Origin of the sequence: Roseovarius pelagicus, assembly GCF_025639885.1 — a bacterium.
Classification (GTDB): Bacteria; Pseudomonadota; Alphaproteobacteria; order Rhodobacterales; family Rhodobacteraceae; genus Roseovarius; species Roseovarius pelagicus.
On sequence record NZ_CP106738.1, the window covers coordinates 2,968,518 to 2,988,472 of the forward strand.

A 19,955-nucleotide genomic window follows, 5' to 3' on the forward strand; every position below is an offset into this window, starting at 1 on the left:
AAAGGGATTTTCTGAGTGGATAGCAAGACTACAAGCCGTTGGCCTGATTGTGCCGCCCTATTTGCGCCCAGTTATTCGGGCTGCATTTCATGATGTTCATTGGAAAAAAGCACTCGTGCCTCTTCCGAGACGGATTCGTTGTCAGCGTCAACCAAAGGTAGATCCACGTAGAAGGTGGTTCCGACGCCCTCGTTTCGAAAGTAGTCCAGCACGCCAGAATGTGCGTTGATGATGCGTTTTGAGATGTTCATGCCAAGGCCAGTTCCGCCGACTTTTCGCCGGTCAGAGGAATCAAGTTGGCTGAATTCATCAAACACAATCTGACGGTCAGATTCGGATAAGCCTATTCCCCTGTCAATTATTGAAATTCGAACTGTGTCGCCTCTGTCTTGGCAAGTGACTGTAACAGCATCGCCGGGGTTCGAGAACTTGGCTGCATTTGACAGGATGTTGGACATCACTTGGTGCAGCCGTGCTTCGTCTACGTATATGAACAGATGTTGCGGTACATCCTCGAGAACGAAAGTTACGTTGAACTTGCTTGCGAACGGTTGGTTGGATGCAACAGCCTGAACCAAGAAATCCGCCAATCCAATAGTGCCAAACTGAAAGGACATGCGGCCGGCTTCTATTTTTTGCAGGTCCAAAAGGTCGTTGATCAGGGCGTTCAGTCGGCCGGCATTCCGCTGTGCAATCGACAGTGCTCCCTTCATCTTCTCGGGCACTTCGCCATAGGCACCGTAATCGACCAAGTCGAGCGTGCCTTTGATCGACGTCAGCGGCGTTCTCAATTCGTGACTGACTGTTGCCAGAAAATCCGATTTTGCTACGAAGGCGGATTTAGCCTTCTCGTGCTCCTGCCTGATTTCCTCCATCTGCACCAGAGTCTTGTCATACAGTCCGGTTGAGATGCGCGAACAATCAACCAGAAAGAACATGACGAATATACTCGTCAGGAACTCCGCCCACAACTCAGAGGAGAATGGTGCGCTCGTGCTGATGATGTCTGACAGCGGGATGAAGAAAAAAACCGCAAAATAGAAGCTGAGGCGGAGATGAAGGATCGGTTTCAACTGATGGTTGTTCATCGTCGCAAAGAGACCGGCTGCGAACAGGAAGAACAGTGGCATGAAGTGTGACGTTGGTCCTTGCAGGTGGGCGATAGCTGCTGTGAAGACCGCGATGTTTGCTGCGCTTACTGCCGTGGCAATCATCAGCAGTCTCATGTTCAAACGTGTGTCTGCTATGTCGCGCTTTTTCATCCGCAAAATCCTGCGGAATGTCAGCAGATCAAACAGTTCTGATAAGATTAAGAATCCGCCGCAGACTATGGCCACTAAGCTGCTGTAATAAAACCCAACTAGTGATAGCGCAGCGATGTAAATTGCCAGCCTCTGTGGCAGAAGGGCCACACCGGTTCGAGCATAATCCGTCATCTGAGCATTCAGACGAAACAGGTTTCGGTTGTTGCGAAGGCTTAGCTGATAGAATTTTTTAACTGACATTGTCCACCCTGCAGAAGCAGATATTTGCTACAAACATGAGGCTTTTTGAGGTTACGCGCGAATCCAGAAGCCACACATGTAGGGTGCCTCAGCATGTGAACGCATTTTGCCTCTTGATCATGGCAGAAATAAGGCTACTTATTGCAACCATTGGTTTATTTATAGGAGATTTTTCAACGGGGGCAGGCATGGGTGTAGCGAGATACGCACTACGAAAATATCGGGGTCGATTGGAACTTCCCAATCACGTTGCACAACCACAAGCTGTAACTCTGGTTGGTTACGACGAAGTTCCGCATGGGCAAAACCAGTTTGGACAACCAATGTCCGATCTGACTCGCGAAGTACAGGGAACAACGCTTTCGTTTGCAAACATGCATCAATACGGAACGCTTTGCGCAAACTATCTTAGGGCGCGTAGGGAAGTTTTCATTGATCACAAGGGCTGGGAGCTGCCTCAGACTGAAGGCATGGAGTTTGACCAATATGACACGCCGCAATGTCGCTGGATCGTGATCCACGAGCACGGCCGCATTCTTGCGGGAATGCGGTTACTTCCCTCAACAGCCAAATGCGGTCAATACAGCTACATGCTGCGGGATGCGCAGAGGGGATTGCTTGAGAACATCCCGCGAGACATACTATTCCTAGATGCACCGGTTCGACCCGAGATATGGGAAGCAACACGGCTATTTGTCTCGCCGACAGTTGGTTCTAAGCGGCGTCTGCTTATTCAGTCAATTCTGCTAAAGCAAATGGCTGCCGCAGCACGAGAGTTGGGGGCGAAGTCGGTCATTGGGATCGTGCCTGCTGTCTTTAGCCGCTGGATGAAGCGGATCGGGATGAGCGCCACCCCCGTAGGGGCGGCAATGAGCATCGACGGCGATAAGATCCAAGCCGCTCTGATGAATGTTGAAGAGCCGCATGAAAACAATTCGGAACGAGCGGCTATGACATATGTAGGTCAGGTTCAATCTCAAGTTAGCACATAACCACGTCCTATTCTCGGCGTGCTGTTCTGCGAAACAGGTATATTGGACCAGTACGGAACGCCGCAGTCACAAATCCTCAACTTGGGGTGCTTCCTTCTCGGCGGCTAGGGCTTTGGCAAAAATCTGATCTTCTATCATGTCTATCTCCGGGAGGGTTTCCTGAACGAATGAACTGACCATGCGGTATTCACTGCGAATCAGCGATACTATGGCGTCTCGTTGCAGAATGGTGCGCTCGGACAGAGCTTTGATTTCAAGGCTGTGGGGATCGCCATCGTCACGCCCAAGGTCCCGTATACGGTTCCCGATCGTAATCTGGTTCGAGTTTTCGAACACTCCAGATACCCTCGTTTCACGCCCCATAACACAGCAGATAAACCGGCCGCGCCCAATATAGGAGAATAGCATTTTTCCAGATGAGGCCGCCTCTGAAATCTGAACGCTCGCTGAGTGCAACCTCGCCACCAGTTTCATAGGATCGGCCAGTTTGCTGATTTCCCGGAACCTTGCGATCCGGATGCGAAACACGCTCAATTGGTAATGCCCTTTGTCGAGCCGGAGCATGCGGTTCTCAAGCTGGTAGTAATCAAGCATATTGGGTACGTCGGAAAAGCACACTTTCTCGTTTGGATCGATTACCTCCACATCGATTCCGCATGATACAAGCGCCTTCAACGCCTTTCGCGTGCGTTTTTCCCTGTTGGTCGCTTCCACCAAAAACATTGCTGTCTTGATACGTCCGGCTATCTCGACTTCATTCAGGGGCTTTCTTAGGAAATCTGTCGCTCCGGCTGCGAATGCTGCTTCCATTGAATGCGAGGTTTGCTTGGATGTAATCATGATGATCGGCGTCGTGCGCGCCTCTATGCGTTGTCGCAATTGGCGGCAAAGCTCGATTCCATCCATTTCACCGAGCACTATGTCCAGTAGGTAGCAATCGAAGCTATGCTGCTGCTGATCTACCAGTTCTAACGCCGCTTCCGCCGAAGACGCTACAGTTATCTGCGTGAAACCCTGCGCGGCAAGCTTTGCCGTAAATAGCTCGCTGAAGATCAGGTCGTCATCGACCAACAGAATTCGCATTTATTTGCTCCCAAGTTACGCGACTTGTACTCTTACTCACCCCTAGCGAGAGATCATGGCCATTTTTAGGTTTTGGTGAGGGTTCTCGAGTCGGCTTTGAAATCGCATAGGTGATTGTAAATAAATGTTTTTTATCTCTGAGCGAGTTTCCCGACCAAGATTTCCGTCAAATTTCCGCCCCAATCTGATGTCGAGGAACCACACGCATGACGGGTTGGGCTGGGAAAAGTCTTTTATCCAAACGACATGCGCATCACGCAATGAAAATCAGAGCAGTTCATATTTTGGCCAACTTGCCCGGATAGAAGTTAGCAACCTAGTGGCTACCCGCGATGGACGAGATGCCAATAGTTTCTAAATCGACACAAAAGGAGAAACGTAATGAAAATAATGGCTGTCGATGATGATATACTTTCACTGGATTTGCTCGGTGAATGTCTCTCTGAAGGGGGATATGAGTGCGTGTCCCTTCTCTCATCTCCGAACGACGCAATTAAGAGACTAACCGAAACAGCCATTGCGTACGAGTGCATCCTTCTGGATGTGGACATGCCCGAAAAAAACGGTATCGAACTCTGCGCTGAGATCCGGAGGCTGCCTAGATACGCCAGTACACCGATCATAATGATCACAAGGCACAAGGATCGCCGTGCAATTGAGAAATCATTCTCAAGAGGAGCTACTGACTACATTACCAAACCATACGAGTTCTTTGAAGTTCTGACACGCATCAGGATCGCCGAACGATTGGTTCAGGAACGTCAAGCGGCGATTGATAGCTACTTCGCTGCTCAGAATAGCGCCCGAGGGAAGCCGCTCTTGCCAGCCACATTGCGAGATAGGAGCGCCAATAGCACGGTGATGGCGGATGATCCCGAAATCGTAAGTGAACAAATCATGTCGTTGTCGGTTTTCCAGAACTACCTAGAACAGGTCACGCGAACGGATGAGTGCACGATTGATCTGATCGCAATCAAAGTTCGTCGAATCGATGAGATATTCGCAAACACGAGCCCCGCAGATTTCGTCGGGTTCCTGAAAACTGTCGCAGGCGTCGTCGTCGAACACTTTGACTCGAAGAGAACGTTTTTGACCCATGTAGGCAACGGCACTTTTTTAAGCGCTGTAACTGGTGCTTGCAGTGCCACTTCAGCAGAATTGGAGGCGAGAATGCTGGGGCGCTTGCAAACGAGAAAATTGCCGCTTGTGTGTCTCCGGGAAATCCCTACGGCGTTAATCGTAGGAGAGCCGCTGACGTTAAAGACTGCGCCAAAGCTCAACTTCAGACGCGCAACAAAGGCGGCAATTGCCCGCGTGGAAAGCCGTGATAGCGAATTGTATGGTATGCGCCGCTCTCTGGACCGTTCCAACCTGATGACGAGCGCCTGAAGCCTTTCGTCGGCTCATTGGTGGTGGAGAACGTACACTACCAATGAACTTTCAGCTATGAACGCGCTTACAGGACATTTACTAAGCCGAGCACCATTGCAGTACAGCACCTTAAAATGCCGCCATCGGTAGGTAGCGCGGCGCGTGTTGGTCGTAGGTCATAAGGTCCAAGCGTTTGCACTCCGTGACCATGGCTTTTGACAAAGTTGTGTGTCTAAGACAGCTGGAAAGGGTTAGTTATTCAAGCCGACGATGGCCACCGCAGCGTTGGGAATGCCAGATCCGAAAACACGGTCTTTGCCCGGCTCGCCCAGATCAGTGGAACTGTTTTCCAGCATTGATCGAAGTATCGAATAGTCAGCCCCTGGATTTGCAGACAATATTAGCGCAGCAATTCCGCTAACATAGGCCGTCGCCATCGAAGTGCCCGATGAGGTCCGAAAGCCGGAGGAATTTCCCAAAACCAAGAGGCCTACACCGGGCGCGGATAGGTCAACATGTTCCCCTATATTGGCTCTGGAATATATCTTGTTTTCGCTATCGAGCGCAGTCACAGCAATCACCGCGTCATAGCCGGCGGGAAATAGTGTTGCGGCCTCGGGCCCTTCGTTCCCTGCCGCAGCAACGGGTAGAATGTTTTGTTTTTTGGCGCCATTCATCGCTTGTTCAAGCAATGGGTCGGCAGGGCCTGCAAAGCTCATGTTCAAAATATCGACACCCTGCTTGAGGGCCACATTCGTGGCTTCGAGGACTGTCCAGGTATTTCCGACGGTGTTGCCTGACGCATCCTTGGAGAAGGCGGCAATGCTGATAATCTCTGCCTCTGGCGTGACACCTGTCAGTTTTGCGTCTGCAGCCAATATACCTGCGATCGATGTGCCGTGCGGATCGACGTTGCCGCCATCATCGGTTACATCAAATGACGAGATGTTCGAGTTTGAAAATTCCGGATGCGTTCCATCAATCGCCGTGTCGATTATTGCGATGCGGATGTTGGCTCCTTTTGTCGTTGCATGAGCGTCGCTCAAATGCACCCTGTCATTGCCGAATTGGGGCAATTTATTGATGCTCTGATCCTGTTGAAGAAAATAAAGATAGTTCGGCTGGGCATTCACGACGGCAGCATTTGCCTCTAGTTGTGTGATGGCCTCCTGGACGCCGATGCCTGCGGGCAAACGGTAGCGATGCACCGTGACACCGGCCAAAAAGAACGTTCGCGCGTTCAGATGGGTCATGCCCAGACCGCGGATCGCCCGAAGTTGTGCACCGGGGGTCGACGAAAGCTGAAACCGGACGATCACTTCGTCAACGACAAACCGGGATTCACCGGCAGGTGGTTGCCCGCTCGGGGCGGATTCAACAATTCGCGGGGCTGGTTTTCGGCTTTGCCGTTTCGGCTTGGGTGAGGTGCTCGCCTCAGTCTGAGCCGTGGCACTTTTCTTTTTGCCATAGGATATCGCAGGAGCCTGAGATGTTGAAGCACTCGTCGAAGGTTTGGAATGGAGGCTGGGTTCGGGGCCGCGCCCGCCGTCGGCATGCGCAGATGGCACCGGTATTGCAATCGCGTAGACGAACATCAGAATTCCAACATAACGGATGGATGAATGGACTAATCTATCAGGCATGTTTTTCTCCTCTTCCGGCGTGGCCTAGTTCGCAGGTAAAACAAATTCAAAAATACCGGTCTCAGCCGCCATTTTTTCGGCAAGCTTATCAGCCGTTTCAAACGCCAGCTCATAAAGTCCGTCCGGGGTCGGCCCCTTTACGATCTGGCCGCGGTTCTCGCTTAGAAATGCGTCTATGTCAGTCCAAACGGCATCGGAATTGAATTTGACCAGCGTTCGCGTTTTCCCGAGGATGGTTTCCTCTTCTCCGGAAGCCGTTTGATATTGGCCCGTCTGCTGATTTCCGACCACGATTGAGTATATCACAACCGCCGGTGCGAACAAAATAAACACAGCGGCGACAACAGCATAAGCGCGTGGTCTGGCAGGAAACAAAACGGAAATAATGTGATTTATCAGGCTCTCGCCCGCTTCACGCGGTCTCGCGCTTGTTGCTGGTTCATCCTGTTCGGCATTCAGCGCCGCCTTGAACCGTTCAGCCATGGAAACGGGAACCTCTTCTTCGGAAACCAGCTCGACCACGGCCATCTGGTCTTCCAGTACAAGGTCAAATTCCCGGGCAAGCGCATCATCCTGAGCCAGCGCGGCCTCAACTTTGCGGCTGTCTTCGCTGTTCAGTGTTCCATTCGCATACCAAGGCAGCAGCAGTGACACTTCTTGTTTTTCTCTTTCGCTCAGAGTGCTCATGGCCACCCCCTATCAAGACCTTGGGCGTTCATTTCCGCAGACAGTTGCTTGCGCGCATGAAATGTCCGGGTCTTTACCGTGTTTTTCGGAATATCGAGTATCTCTGAAACTTCCTCGATAGATTTTTCATGGTAGTAAATCAGTTCCAGAACCACCCGATGATCGCGCGATAGCGTTCTCATACAACGCTTGATCGCTGTTCCCTTATCGCGCTTTTGAGAAACCATTTCCGGGTCATCTGCGTCATCTTCCAGTGTATCCAGTATCTCACCGGACTTTGAGTGAACTGGTTTTTTCTTGCGAATTTCTGATAGGGCTTTGTATCTGGCGACGCCCAGCAACCAGCTGGAAACTTTGGAACGGCCTTCATATGCCGAAGCCTTTTGCCAAACCTCTATAAAGACATCATTCGTGAGGTCCTCGGCGGCTCCAACGTCGCTGACATAACGTCGAACAAAGTGAAACACCCGTTTATGGTAACGTTGGTAGAGAAGGCCTATGGCCTGCCGGTCACCATTGGCGACTCTCTCAAGCTGGCGCTGATCATCATCCTCTGACATTCCCAACCCCGCCATTATCCACAGCATCACTTTAACCAAGTATGGTGAGCAGAGCAAAACAGGAGTGGGCGTCGCAGTCATCGCAGTCATGGTCTTCTCCTGAGGTGTCGCCGAAGGGGGCGTAGCCCCTGCAAACACCGTGATCCCAAGCGCCGGCATGGAGCCTGAGGGCGGTGGGATCCTGATTGAAATCCGGGCCAAGATAACGCCCCTATTTCTCACCGTTCGGTCATCAACAAACTGATTTGGATCATCAGACCGAACGGTGAATGTGGGCGCGGGCATTACCGGTCAGCGCCAGTGATGGTGGTGCTTGTGCCGTCCGCGTTGTGCAGGGTGACGAACGCCTTGCCCGGCTTGCTGGGTTTCGTGACGGTGCGGCTGGTGCCGTCCGCGTTGTGGATGGTGACGAACGCTTTACTAGGCTTGCTGGGTTTCGTGATCGTGCGGCTGGTGCCGTCCGGGTTGTGGATGGTCACGAACGTTCCGCGATTTTTGTTAATGCGCTTCTTGTTGACGACCTTGCCGTTTTTGGTCCGCGTGAGGGTAAAGGTCTTGGCGGCGTTGCGCGACCGAATGCTGGTCTTGCTGCCGTCAGGATTGACCGTCGAGATGGTGCTGACCCGCTCGGCTGGATCACGGCCACCGCCACCACCGGCAAGTGCCGGGTTAATTGAGAAACTGGTTGCAACGACAGTTGCAGCAAGAGTGGAAAGAACGGTCTGTTTGAAGGTTGAGTTGAACATTTTCTGTCTCCGTTTGATTGAGCCAATCGGCTTGTTTGCTTGGGTAACGGTGATAGGTCGTTTGAGGACGCGAAAAGGTTCAAAGAAAGTTTGAAAAAGGACTCAATAAACGCATAACATACTGAATAAATACATTTTTATATGGCGTTATTGCGCGGACCGGGTGGCGTTCTTGCCTCATGATCCAGTTGATGGGCATGTTGGCCGGGTTCTATGAGCAGGCAGCGTTGTCGCGTTAGCTACAAATGTCGCAGGGCTGCGTGCCGGCTCAATCACACCAAAGAGCCACAGTCTCCGACGCCCAAATCGCTGTGAGGTCCGATTTCGAATGAGGACAGACACACGAAATAGTCATCATTGATCCGGGCGGGTTGCCCAAGACGTCCAGAGGGATATAAGAGCCACCAAATGCACAGACCCCAAGGCCTGTTGCGACAGTGCCGTTTCCACCCTGGATATCGACCCGCGCCGAATGGATGTTGCCCATGTTTATCACCAATGCCGTACTACGTCCGCTGATCCTGACATTCGCGTTGCTGGCCGGGGCAGGGGTTGCCATGGCCCAGCAGGGCGACCAACCTCCGCCCGCCGTGACCGTCGTTACCGTCACGCCGCAGGATGTGGAACTCAGTACAACACTGCCCGGTCGCATCGTTGCCTCTGCCGAAGCCGAAGTGCGGCCGCAGGTGGCAGGCATAATCACCGACCGGCAGTTCACCGAAGGTGGGCATGTCAACGAGGGTGATATCCTCTACCAGATCGATCCGGCGACCTATCTGGCGGCTGTGGCGCAGGCAGAGGCCGCCGTGGCGCAGGCCGAAGCAATGGTGGGCGCGACTTCCCGCGAGGCGGAGCGACTGACCACCCTGTCCACGCGCAATGTGGTCAGCGAACAGGCGCTGGATACCGCAATCACCGAACGCGATAGCGCCGCTGCGGGGCTGCAAGCCGCCAAGGCGCAGTTACAACTGGCCCGGATCGAACTGGACCGGACCAAGATACACGCCCGCCTGTCGGGCGAAATCGGCCGTTCGATCGTCAGTGCCGGGGCGCTGGTCACGGCCAGCCAGCAACAGCCGCTGGCGATCATTCGCAACATCGACCCGATCTACGTTGACGTGACCCAATCGGCGGCTGAATTGCTGGATTTCCGGCGCGGCAATACCGAGGCCCGGCTGGGGGATGCGTCACGCGACGTGACGCTGCGGCTGGCGGATGGCAGCCTGTTTGACCAGACCGGACAACTGACTGCCGCCGAGCCGACGGTGAATATGCTAACCGGGGTTGTTGTCCTGCGGCTGGAGTTTGCCAATCCGGACAAGCTGTTGTTGCCGGGGATGTATGTGCAGGTGCAGATGCCCAATGGCATTGCGAAGGGCGCGTTTCTGGTGCCTCAGGAGGGGATCAGCCGCAACCGGCGCGGTCAGCCCACGGCGTTGGTAGTGAATGCCGAGGGCGTGGTTGAGCAGAAAGTCGTCGAGGTGATTCAGGATCGCGGCACGGATTGGGTGGTGCGCAGCGGTTTGCAAAGTGGTGACCGTATCGTGGTGGAGGGGCTGCAACGGGCCTCGCCCGGTGCCACGGTGACCCCGCAGGAACGCAGCTCGAAACCCGAGGTCGCGGCGGAGTAGAGCCGCCACCGAGACAGTATTCAGACCGGAGCCCCCCCGTATGGCGCGTTTCTTTATCGACCGACCGATTTTTGCCTGGGTCATCTCGATCTTCATCATCGGGATTGGCGTTCTGTCGATCCTGATACTGCCAGTGGCGCAGTATCCACAGATTGCGCCGCCCACGGTGACCGTCTCTGCGACCTATCCGGGTGCCAGCGCCGAAACCGTGGCCAATACGGTGACGCAGGTGATCGAACAGCAGATGACCGGGCTGGACGGGTTGCGCTACATTTCGTCCAGTTCGACCAGTGCGGGCGGCACGTCGATTACTCTGACATTCGAGACCGGGACCGACCCCGATATCGCGCAGGTGCAGGTCCAGAACAAGTTGGCTCAGGCTACGCCGCTGTTGCCTGAGCCGGTGCAACGGCAGGGCGTTCCGGTGCAGAAATCATCGTCAGGGTTCCTGATGGTGATCGCGCTGATCGCCGAAAGCGGGACCTATGACGCGACTGATTTGGGTGACTATCTGAACACCTACATGGTGAACGAGTTGAGCCGCGTCGACGGTGTCGGCAATGTCCGGGTGTTTGGTGCGCGTTATGCGATGCGCATCTGGCTGGACCCGGCCAAGCTGGCCGCGTTCGAACTGACGCCGCAGGATGTGGTGACGGCGGTGCGTGCGCAGAATGCGCAGATTTCAGCGGGCGAGTTTGGTGCGCGCCCGGCGACCGACGGGCAGGTGTTGAACGCCACGATCACCGCGCAGTCGCTGCTAACCACGCCGGATGATTTCCGCCAGATCGTCATTCGCGCCGAAACCGACGGGGGGCTTGTGCTGGTGAACGATGTGGCGCGGGTCGAGATCGGCGCAGAGAATTACGGCACCATTTCCCGGTTCAAGCGCAATCCGTCCTCTGGGCTGGCGATCAGTCTGGCGCCCGGCGCCAACGCGCTGGACACGGCCGAGCTGGTCAAGGCGCGGGTGGCCGAACTGGCGGCGTTTTTCCCCGAAGGGGTCGAATATGTCATTCCCTACGACACGACGCCCTTTGTCAAAATCTCGATCAAAGAGGTGGTCAAAACGCTGATCGAGGCAATCATCCTCGTGTTTTTCGTGATGCTGTTGTTCCTGCAAAACCTGCGCGCGACGCTGATTCCGACGCTGGCGGTGCCGGTGGTTCTGATGGGGACGTTCGGGGTGATGGCGTTCTTCGGGTTTTCGATCAATACGCTGACGATGCTGGCCATGGTGCTGGCGATCGGCCTGTTGGTGGATGACGCGATCGTTGTGGTCGAAAACGTCGAACGGATCATGGAGCAGGAAGGGCTGAGTCCGCTGGAGGCAACGCGCAAGTCGATGGATCAGATTACTGGCGCGCTGATCGGTATCGCGGTCGTGCTGTCGGCGGTTCTGGTGCCGATGGCGTTCTTTCCCGGCTCAACCGGGGTCATCTATCAGCAGTTCTCGGTCACGATCATCTCGGCGATGGCGCTGTCGGTGGTGGTGGCGCTGACGCTGACACCGGCACTGTGTGCGACGATGCTCAAGGCCAAGCACGGCGAGAAAACCACAGGTTTCTTTGGGCTGTTCAATCGCGGCTTTGACAAGCTGTTGGGCGGGTATGCCGGTACGGTGGGTTACATCGTCAAGCGGCCCGTGCGGGTGGGGATCATCTATCTGATGATCGTGGCGCTGATGGTCAGCATGTTCATGCGCACGCCGCAAGGGTTCTTGCCGGACGAGGATCAGGGGATTCTGTTCACTCTAATTCAGGGTCCGACAGGCACCACGGCCGAACAGACGCTGGACGTGGTCAAGCAGGTCGAAAACTATTTCCTCGATCAGGAGGGCGAGATCGTCGAAAGCGTCTTCGGCATTGCCGGATTCAGCTTTTCGGGGCGCGGGCAAAACATGGGATTGGCCTTTGTCCGGCTCAAGGACTGGGACAAACGCGAAGAGGCCGCGCAAAGTGTTCAGGCACTTGCGGGCCGGGCCTACGGGGCATTCAGCCAAATTCAGGGCGCGATGGTGTTTCCCATCGTGCCACCGTCGGTGATCGAACTGGGCAATGTCTCGGGCTTTGATTTCTACATTCAGGCGCGCGGCGGGCAGAGCCACGAGCAACTGCTGCAGGCGCGCAATCAGATGCTGGGCATGGCAGCGCAAAGCCCGCTGATTGCATCAGCCCGGCCCAGCGGGCTGGAGGACGCGGCGCAGTTCAATCTGGATATCGACTGGCGCAAGGCCGGAGCCATGGGGGTCAGCGCGACGGATGTGGGCAACCTGCTCGGCACCGCGTGGGCGGGCACCTATGTCAATGATTTCGTGGATGAGGGCCGGATCAAGCGGGTCTATGTGCAGGGTGAGGCACATGCCCGCAGCGTGCCGTCAGACATCGAGAAATGGCGTGTGCGCAACGCCAGTGGTGGTCTGGTGCCGTTCTCCAACTTTACCACTGCGCAATGGTCCTATGGGCCGCAAGGGGTGACGCGTTACAACGGTGTCCCGGCAATGCAAATTCAGGGCGCCCCCGCGCCCGGCGTCAGCACTGGCGAGGCGATTGCCGAACTGAAACGCCTCGCCGGTGACCTGCCACCGGGGTTCCAGATCTCGTTAACTGGTCTGTCGCTGGAAGAGCAGGAGTCGGGCAATCAGGCACCGCTGCTCTATGCGCTGTCGTTGGCGGCGATTTTCCTCGCGTTGGCAGCATTGTACGAATCCTGGTCGATCCCGTTCGCGGTGATGCTGGCGATGCCCATCGGGGTGCTGGGCGCGCTGGTCGGTGCGTGGCTGGGCAGTTTCGATAATGGCGTGTTCTTTCAGGTCGGCCTGCTGACGGTGATCGGCCTGACCGGCAAGAACGCGATCCTGATCGTCGAGTTTGCGCGCGATAAACGCGCGGCGGGCGAAACTATTTTGGAGGCCGCAGTCGATGCCGCACGCCAGCGGTTCCGACCGATCCTGATGACCTCGATGGCGTTTGGTCTGGGCGTGTTGCCACTGGTGCTGAGCACCGGGGCGGGGTCCGGTGGGCGCACGGCCATCGGGGCGGGTGTGCTGTCGGGCACGATCGCCGCGACGGTACTGGGGGTGCTTTTCGTGCCGCTGTTCTTTGCGGTGATCTCAAAGATGAGCGGCTCGCGCGGCAAGCCGGACTGATCCTCTGGACGGTTATCGCGCTGGGCAGCCAAAATATAGCCGGTTTCCCAACGCTGCGGTTCAGACGACGGCGGGTCAGTGACTGATATATCCACGTCTACGCGTAGCTCGGCCTGCATGGCCTTTGTACGGAGCGAAGTGCCAATAGACGCCATGTGATTTTATTATTAAAAATCAAGTACTTTAAGTAGCGTGAATTTTTCGGCCATGCCCCCGGAGTTAACAATGTCCATATTGATTGACGTGCAAAATGGGATGACGGAAGAGCGTAAATCTGATACATAAATCTTGTGTATCTAAGGGGGATCGCCTCGTGGATGGGCGGACGCACCAAAGACCCTATGGATGACCAAAAAACGTACCCAGATATGGCGAAGCACGAAACCCTGACCTGTTTCCGCACTGTCTTTGAAGCCGTCGGAACACCTGACTTTGAAAAGGAGCTTGCCGATGCGATGGGCAATGTCCTTGACTTTGATTTCATCACGATGGCCCGTTATTCCACGCGTGAGATGCCACGTTTTCTGATCCATTCGCATACGTTTCCCTCGCACATGGCGGAACTCTATCTGTCAGAGTTTGCCGCGTCTGATCCATATCTTGACCATTGGCGTCGGACTAGGAAGGAAGGCGTTGTTTGGTTGCAGGACTTTGTACGAGATCACAATCGCTATAGCCACTACACCGGGGGTCTTATGCCGGAAATCGGTGTCACTGACGAAATCGGTGTTTTTCTGCCCGGCGTGGCCGACAGTTCGGTTGCGATCTTTTTCAACAAAAAGGATGCGCTGTTTTCGTTGGAGGACAGTCAGGCTTTGCGCGGCATTTTTGATGCTTGCGCGGCGCTCTATCGCTTGCATATCCGCTCGCTTTTGCGGGTTAGCCCGGAACATATCGACAGCTCGCCCTCGCTTGGCTACCCGCTGCGGATCACCAATAGCGCCGGCTCTACGATCTGGGTCACCAACGAATGGAGCAAGCAAGAGGTGCCGGAGGCCGAGTTGGAGTGCTTTCCGCTGGAGGCCAGCTTTGGACTGCCCGAGCGGTTCTTATGGACATTGACGCCAAAGGATCTGTCGGATCAGCCCGCGGCCCAAACCTCGACGATTGAAAACTGGAGCAACCAGATGGGGCTGACGCCGCGCGAGAAGGATATCGTGCAGTTAATCTTTAAGGGCCACAGCAGTACGAATATTGCTCATATGCTTGATCTGTCGTTGGGGAATATCAAGAATCACAAAGGGCGAATCTATCGTAAACTGGGCATCACCAGCGAGCGGGAACTGTTCCTGATGTTCTTTGGCGCGATGGCTGAATAGGGGATCGGTGCCAAAGTGAGGTCAGGTATGGCTGTTGACGACGGCCTGTAGAATACGATCAAGGCTCATAGCGATAAGGGCCATGCCCAAGCCCGCAACGATACCCATTCCTGCATCAGCCCGGCCAAGCGCGACATAGATCGCTTGACCTAGCCCGGTGGTGCCGACCAGTGCCGCGATGACCAGCATTCCCAGTGAATAAAGCACGGTCTGATTCACCCCGATCAACATCTGTGGAATGGCTTGGGGCAGTCGTACAAGCCAGAAAAGTTGCCAACGCGAGCAGCCACCCGACACGCCAACGTCGACCAGCGTTCCCGAAACGTTGCGCAGGCCGAATTCGGTGTAGCGGATCATGGGGACGATAGCATAGGCGATGATCGCCAGCAGTGCCGTGAACTCTCCGACGTGAAAGAGCATGAGAGCAGGGATCAGCAATACGAATTGTGGCAGGGTCTGGAGCACATCGTTGATTGAGCGGATGATACCCGACATCAGGTCCGAGGCGGCGGCCCAAACTCCAATCAATCCGCCAAAGAGCACGCAAAGAAAGACCGATACAAAACATAGATAGACGGACAGCATTGCCTGCGACCAAAGCCCGTTGATGAGCAAGAACACGATTGTCCCACCTAAAAACAGGGCCAGACGCCGCCCGTCCACGGCGTAACCCAGCATGATCGACAGCAGCAGCACACTGGCCCATGGCAACCCGGTGGTGCCGAAATACAAAACGCCCATGACCACGATAATCGCAACGCCGGTTTTCCACCAACCGGAACCAAAGGCAGTGAGACAGCCAATTGCCGTCAGCGCCCAGTAGGCGGATTTTAACAGCGGGGTGAAGGTGAAGCCCCATGTGAAGGGCTGTATGACCTTCTCGAAGCCCATCTTCACGGGCAGGAGCAAATGATAGAGCACCCAGTTCTTAACGCTGGCCATCTGCGCGCCAAATCGGGTGGTAAAAGTCTCGACCGCATCGTTGATGTTTTGGGCGGGATAGACGACCCACCGATCCGGCCAGATGGTGAAGCCGGGCATAGAAACCGCCAGAGCAGATCCGATAGCTATGAGCGCTACAGCCCAAAGTGCGAACCGATCGCCTGACATTCCCACATGGCTGGCGGTTGGCAATTGTCGTGCGGCAAAAGCGGCCGTTACGCGGTCCAGCATGATTGCCAAAAGCACGATGACGATGCCAGAAAGCAGGCTTTGCCCAAACTGCGCTTTGCGCATGGACGAGAGAACCTCCCAGCCGATATCGTCGAAGCCGCCGATAATTGCTGCGATGATGATCATCGACAGTGCCGCCATTGTGGTCTGATTGACACCGATCAGCATTTGCGGCCAAGCGGTCGGCAATTCGGCCCAAAGAAATTTCTGGAACGGGGTGCAGCCCGACATGCGCGCGCTTTCGACAATGGCGGGCGGAATCCTCTGAAATCCGAGAATCGTATTGCGCACCATTGGCGGTACGGCGAACACGACGCTGGCAATCAAGCCGACCACCGGGCCAAAGCCAAACAGCAGTAGGATCGGGATCAGGTAGGCGAAAGCAGGGATCGTCTGCATCAGGTCAAGCGTCGGCAAGATTACCCGGAGCATCCGCCGAGAGCGAAACCCGACATACCCCATCAGAAACCCCAGCAACACCGACAGAGGCAGCGCGACGACCACCAGCGAGAGCGTGTTCATTGCTGCGATCCAATAGCCCGAGATCAGCGTATAGAGCAGTGCCAACACCGTTAACGCGGCCAGCCTGATCCCGCCGGCCTGCCACGCGATGAGCGCGACGAGTGAGAGTGTGATGATCCACGGAAAGCCCAGCAGAATATATTGCACGCCAACAAGGGCCAGTTGCAATGTGCTGCTGACTGCGCGGAACATCCATTGAAACTGTGGTACGAACCAATCCATGTAGTGATTAATCCAGTCGGCAATGGGCAGTGTCCACGCGTCTGGATAGTCAATGACGGCAGGCAAGGTATTACGCACTATGATCAGCGCCGCGCTGATGGCGAGGATCAAGAGCCATGGCCACGCCGATCGGGCAGCGGCCGCCAAGGTATCGACGATGCGGGTCATGTCTGCGCTGTTGTCACGTCGTCGTGATAGAGTGATCGGATCACCTCCAACGGATGCAATGACCCAAGAACACGGCCATCATCGCCGATCACATCGACGGTTTCAGTGTTCTCGTCAAAGAGCTTGAGCGCCTCATCAAGGATCGAGTTATGGGCAACGGTGGGATGCGTTTTGCCATCGGCATAGGCCGCGCCCATCACATCCTTTGCGTGGATCACCTTGGCCAGCGGCACGTCGCCGATAAAGTCCTTTACGTAATCATTTACCGGGCGCATCACGATTTCGGACGGAGAGCCAATCTGAACGATTTCTCCATCTTTCATAATGCAGATATTGTCTGCAAGTTTGAGGGCTTCGAGGAAATCATGGGTGACAAAGACGATGGTTTTGCGCAACTGCGTCTGAAGGCGCAGAAATTCGTCCTGCATCTGGGCGCGTATGAGGGGATCAAGGGCCGAGAATGGTTCGTCCAGAAACCAAATTTCCGGCTCTACTGCGAGCGACCGTGCGATGCCCACGCGCTGCTGTTGTCCACCTGACAGCTCGTGTGGATAGGACTGTTCCTTGCCTTTCAGTCCGACCAGTTCGATCATCTTACGCGCGTGAGCGCGGCGTTCGGCGCGCGGGCGACGTTGGGCCTTGAGTGGGAAGGCCACGTTCTGAACCACGTCAAGATGTGGCAGAAGCCCGAAATTCTGAAAAACCATCCCCATCTTGTGCCGACGGATTTCGATCATTTCGCGGGCGCCGGCTTTTAACAGGTCGTTGCCATCCAGAAAGACCTGCCCATATGTCGGCTCGATCAACCGTGATATGGCACGCAGAACGGTTGATTTGCCCGAGCCGGACAACCCCATGATGACAAAGATCTCGCCTTCAGAAATATCAAAGCTGACATCGGCAGCCGCCACGAAATGGTGATTTTCGCGTATATGTGCCAACCGCTCTTGGTGGCACATGGCAGGGAAATCTCTGGAAACCAATTTTTCTGGATTCGGGCCGTAGATTTTCCAGAGGTTCCGAACCGAGAGCTTTGCCGCTGCAGTCATGATGTACTTTCTTGAAAAAGACGCAGCAGCGCTGGACCGCTGCGCCGGGGATCGGAGGGGTTCACTTGCTTGCGGCGTCGATCCAGGGTCCCCAGACGTTTTGGTTCTCCGCGACCCAGGCGGCGACGACGTCCTCGACATCCCTGCCGTCCTGATCGATCGCCTTCATCATGATTTCCTGCTCTGCGGTATCCATTTGCAGCGCATCAAGCAGGGCATAGGCGGCGGGCCATTTTTCCTCGAATCCGGCCCAGGCGACTTTCATCGTGACCGGCGCCTCTACCCCACAATCGCCTGTGGCGTTCGGGTTGGGTCCCCATGAGGGGTCTGTCAGGCAGGCGTCCTCAAACGCGGGCAATTCGACCCAACCGGCCTCGATCTCGGCAAAGATCCAGTGCGGTGCCCAAAACATCATGACCAGCGGTGTCTGCTGCGCTTCTGACGATTTCAGTTCTGCAACCAGCGCGCCTTCGGATCCTGCGGGCACGGCCTTGAAATCAATCCCGAGACTTTCGATGATATCGGCAGATCGCGTGCCCCAGTCGGCAGGGTAGGCAAGGATTCGGCCCTGCGGAAAGGCATCTGGCGTCACGAGTATATCCTTGCACGCGCTCAAAGCTTGCCAATCGGGCAGACCGGGACACAGATCTTCCATGTGTTTGGGATACATCCACCCCTCGCGCGTGGTCAGACCCAGCGCGCCGATATCGACGATCTTTCCCGCTTCCTTCATCTTGGGGTAGATATCGCCGACGTTATTTGTCCAGATTTCCAGCGAGGCATGCAAATCGCCATCGGCCAGAGCAGTATGCTGCGGATAGTTGCCAGCGGTCACATAGTCCACGCTATAGCCCATCTTCTCGAGCAGATCGCCAGCGACATGCGTCGAGATGTGCTGGCCGGTCCATTCGTTGATCGCCAGTTTGATCGGCTCATCCGTTGCGCCCAGATCGGCGGCGGTTGCGGCGTTAGTGAACGTGGCCACCGTGACAGAGGCCAGAAGGGCCATGGCGCAGTTGGTTGTGTTTATCATTCTTGTTTCTCCCTTTGGATTTTTTATTGCGCACGGAGCGTTTTCCAGCCTTTGACAGCTGGTAAAGCAAGGCGACGGTTGGGGCCGGTCACCAAGCAAAAGCGCACCCGGTGCGGGCGTTCAGCTTCTAGTACGCATGCATTATGAAAAGCGGCCCACAGGGCGGATAGATGCCTTTAGGCACTATGTCGTGCGAGAGGAGGGGGCAGTGTCTAAAGGCATCATGACGGGGCCTCGTGGGTCGTACAATCTAGACCCAATGCGATCTCATCGCGCGATTCCCGGCAATGGAGGCCCCTTATGTACCCGATTATTGCGCTATGGTCGCACCCACGATCCATGTCGACGGCGACAGAACGTGTGATGCGCGAAAGGGCGGACCTGACCTGCTTTCACGAGCCGTTCATGTATGACTATTACATCAACCGCAAGGTTCGGAGGATGCCGCATTTCGAGGCGGAGAAGAACCATCCTATCACCTACGAAGATGTCCGGGATATGATCTTGGAAAAGGCGCAAAGCGGCCCGGTGTTTTTCAAGGACATGAGCTATTACGTCATGCCGCATGTGCTGGAGGACAAAGCGTTTTGCGACCGCTTGACCAATTGTTTTTTGATCCGCGATCCGATCGCGTCGATCCCATCCTATTTCAAACTCGACGCGGAAGTAACTTGCGACGAGATCGGACTAGAGGCGCAATCACGCCATTATGACGGGCTATGTGCGCTATCAGATGAGGTGCCGGTGGTGATCCGCGCAGAGGATATCCGCGCTGATACCAGCAAGGCAATCGGCGCGTTGTGGAAGCAGATTGGCCTGCCGGCTGCTGATCATGCCTTCGAATGGCAGGACGAAAAGCCAGCAGACTGGAAACAGGTTGCAGGCTGGCACGGAGATGTGAGCGCCTCGAAAGGTATCCGCCCGATCACCCCCGAAGAAGTCGCCGAGCAAAAGGTCGCTTTTGAAACCATGTGCAGCGCGCACCCGAATATGCGCGTCTATCTCGATCATCACATGCCATATTACAAGGCGCTCGGGGCGCATGCGCTAAAGCCCTGAGAAACCGCGCACGTGATTGGTCATCGGCGGCTCCCCATCTGCGAGCC

15 protein-coding genes are annotated in these 19,955 nt (G+C 55.4%); 6 read left to right on the forward strand and 9 right to left on the reverse strand.

All coding sequences use genetic code 11. The annotated features are described in order from the left end of the window. Window positions 1-71: 71 nt before the first annotated feature. Entirely contained in the window at window positions 72-1,505 is a 1,434-nt protein-coding gene (locus N7U68_RS15730) for a sensor histidine kinase (protein WP_165194042.1), read from the reverse strand. 95 nt (window positions 1,506-1,600) lie between these two features. Between N7U68_RS15730 and N7U68_RS15735 the strand changes: the two genes are divergently transcribed. Then, window positions 1,601-2,497: an acyl-homoserine-lactone synthase gene (locus N7U68_RS15735; RefSeq protein ID WP_241188240.1), complete on the forward strand. Its 897-nt coding sequence runs from the start codon at window positions 1,601-1,603 to the stop codon at window positions 2,495-2,497. A 66-nt stretch (window positions 2,498-2,563) separates the two neighbouring features. Here the strand turns inward: N7U68_RS15735 and N7U68_RS15740 are convergent, their stop codons facing one another. Then, window positions 2,564-3,580, reverse strand: a complete 1,017-nt coding sequence (locus N7U68_RS15740) for a response regulator (protein ID WP_263047421.1) — start codon at window positions 3,578-3,580, stop codon at window positions 2,564-2,566. A 381-nt stretch (window positions 3,581-3,961) separates the two neighbouring features. On the opposite strand from N7U68_RS15740, the gene N7U68_RS15745 reads away from it, so the two are divergent. After that, entirely contained in the window at window positions 3,962-4,969 is a 1,008-nt protein-coding gene (locus tag N7U68_RS15745; RefSeq protein WP_263047422.1) for a response regulator, read from the forward strand. Between the two features lie 233 nt (window positions 4,970-5,202). On the opposite strand, the gene N7U68_RS15750 is transcribed toward N7U68_RS15745, so the two are convergent. The 4 genes from N7U68_RS15750 to N7U68_RS15765 all read right to left on the reverse strand — a co-directional run bounded on the left by N7U68_RS15750 (window position 5,203) and on the right by N7U68_RS15765 (window position 8,587). Then, entirely contained in the window at window positions 5,203-6,594 is a 1,392-nt protein-coding gene (locus N7U68_RS15750) for a S8 family peptidase (RefSeq protein ID WP_373322932.1), read from the reverse strand. Between the two features lie 24 nt (window positions 6,595-6,618). Further along, entirely contained in the window at window positions 6,619-7,281 is a 663-nt protein-coding gene (locus N7U68_RS15755; protein ID WP_263047424.1) for a hypothetical protein, read from the reverse strand. Next, entirely contained in the window at window positions 7,278-7,931 is a 654-nt protein-coding gene (locus N7U68_RS15760) for a sigma-70 family RNA polymerase sigma factor (protein WP_263047425.1), read from the reverse strand. The genes N7U68_RS15755 and N7U68_RS15760 overlap by 4 nt, the downstream gene beginning before the upstream one ends. 194 nt (window positions 7,932-8,125) lie before the next feature. Next, the gene (locus N7U68_RS15765) at window positions 8,126-8,587 is read right to left on the reverse strand and encodes a hypothetical protein (protein WP_263047426.1); all 462 of its coding nucleotides are present in this window, start codon (window positions 8,585-8,587) and stop codon (window positions 8,126-8,128) included. A 485-nt stretch (window positions 8,588-9,072) separates the two neighbouring features. Between N7U68_RS15765 and N7U68_RS15770 the strand changes: the two genes are divergently transcribed. The 3 genes from N7U68_RS15770 to N7U68_RS15780 all read left to right on the forward strand — a co-directional run bounded on the left by N7U68_RS15770 (window position 9,073) and on the right by N7U68_RS15780 (window position 14,682). Then, window positions 9,073-10,218 (forward strand): efflux RND transporter periplasmic adaptor subunit, encoded by a 1,146-nt coding sequence (locus N7U68_RS15770; RefSeq protein WP_165194031.1) that lies wholly within the window; start codon window positions 9,073-9,075, stop codon window positions 10,216-10,218. Window positions 10,219-10,258: 40 nt separating this feature from the next. Further along, the gene (locus tag N7U68_RS15775) at window positions 10,259-13,363 is read left to right on the forward strand and encodes an efflux RND transporter permease subunit (RefSeq protein ID WP_165194029.1); all 3,105 of its coding nucleotides are present in this window, start codon (window positions 10,259-10,261) and stop codon (window positions 13,361-13,363) included. A 368-nt stretch (window positions 13,364-13,731) separates the two neighbouring features. Beyond that, window positions 13,732-14,682 carry a helix-turn-helix domain-containing protein gene (locus N7U68_RS15780; protein WP_263047427.1) on the forward strand — a complete coding sequence of 317 codons (951 nt, stop codon included), beginning with the start codon at window positions 13,732-13,734 and terminating at the stop codon, window positions 14,680-14,682. A 21-nt stretch (window positions 14,683-14,703) separates the two neighbouring features. Here the strand turns inward: N7U68_RS15780 and N7U68_RS15785 are convergent, their stop codons facing one another. From N7U68_RS15785 to N7U68_RS15795, 3 genes are all read right to left on the reverse strand, one after another. Further along, window positions 14,704-16,767, reverse strand: coding sequence for an ABC transporter permease (locus N7U68_RS15785; RefSeq protein ID WP_263047428.1), 2,064 nt, complete (start codon window positions 16,765-16,767; stop codon window positions 14,704-14,706). Then, entirely contained in the window at window positions 16,764-17,816 is a 1,053-nt protein-coding gene (locus N7U68_RS15790; protein WP_263047429.1) for a quaternary amine ABC transporter ATP-binding protein, read from the reverse strand. Before N7U68_RS15790 ends, N7U68_RS15785 begins: the two co-directional genes overlap by 4 nt. A gap of 61 nt (window positions 17,817-17,877) precedes the next feature. Next, complete coding sequence (locus N7U68_RS15795; RefSeq protein WP_263047430.1) at window positions 17,878-18,849, reverse strand: ABC transporter substrate-binding protein; 972 nt, start codon at window positions 18,847-18,849, stop codon at window positions 17,878-17,880. Window positions 18,850-19,149: 300 nt separating this feature from the next. Here N7U68_RS15795 and N7U68_RS15800 point away from each other — a divergent pair, with 300 nt between their 5' ends. After that, window positions 19,150-19,908 (forward strand): sulfotransferase-like domain-containing protein, encoded by a 759-nt coding sequence (locus tag N7U68_RS15800; protein ID WP_263047431.1) that lies wholly within the window; start codon window positions 19,150-19,152, stop codon window positions 19,906-19,908. The last annotated feature ends 47 nt before the right edge of the window (window positions 19,909-19,955 follow it).

Bases quoted from the DNA above. Each gene is read 5' to 3' on its own strand.
- N7U68_RS15730 (WP_165194042.1), bottom strand. From the start codon at position 1,505: ATGTCAGTTAAAAAATTCTATCAGCTAAGCCTTCGCAACAACCGAAAC.
- N7U68_RS15740 (WP_263047421.1), bottom strand. From the start codon at position 3,580: ATGCGAATTCTGTTGGTCGATGACGACCTGATCTTCAGCGAGCTATTT.
- N7U68_RS15745 (WP_263047422.1), top strand. From the start codon at position 3,962: ATGAAAATAATGGCTGTCGATGATGATATACTTTCACTGGATTTGCTC.
- N7U68_RS15750 (WP_373322932.1), bottom strand. From the start codon at position 6,594: ATGCCTGATAGATTAGTCCATTCATCCATCCGTTATGTTGGAATTCTG.
- N7U68_RS15755 (WP_263047424.1), bottom strand. From the start codon at position 7,281: ATGAGCACTCTGAGCGAAAGAGAAAAACAAGAAGTGTCACTGCTGCTG.
- N7U68_RS15760 (WP_263047425.1), bottom strand. From the start codon at position 7,931: ATGACTGCGATGACTGCGACGCCCACTCCTGTTTTGCTCTGCTCACCA.
- N7U68_RS15765 (WP_263047426.1), bottom strand. From the start codon at position 8,587: ATGTTCAACTCAACCTTCAAACAGACCGTTCTTTCCACTCTTGCTGCA.
- N7U68_RS15770 (WP_165194031.1), top strand. From the start codon at position 9,073: ATGTTTATCACCAATGCCGTACTACGTCCGCTGATCCTGACATTCGCG.
- N7U68_RS15775 (WP_165194029.1), top strand. From the start codon at position 10,259: ATGGCGCGTTTCTTTATCGACCGACCGATTTTTGCCTGGGTCATCTCG.
- N7U68_RS15780 (WP_263047427.1), top strand. From the start codon at position 13,732: ATGGCGAAGCACGAAACCCTGACCTGTTTCCGCACTGTCTTTGAAGCC.
- N7U68_RS15785 (WP_263047428.1), bottom strand. From the start codon at position 16,767: ATGACCCGCATCGTCGATACCTTGGCGGCCGCTGCCCGATCGGCGTGG.
- N7U68_RS15790 (WP_263047429.1), bottom strand. From the start codon at position 17,816: ATGACTGCAGCGGCAAAGCTCTCGGTTCGGAACCTCTGGAAAATCTAC.
- N7U68_RS15795 (WP_263047430.1), bottom strand. From the start codon at position 18,849: ATGATAAACACAACCAACTGCGCCATGGCCCTTCTGGCCTCTGTCACG.
- N7U68_RS15800 (WP_263047431.1), top strand. From the start codon at position 19,150: ATGTACCCGATTATTGCGCTATGGTCGCACCCACGATCCATGTCGACG.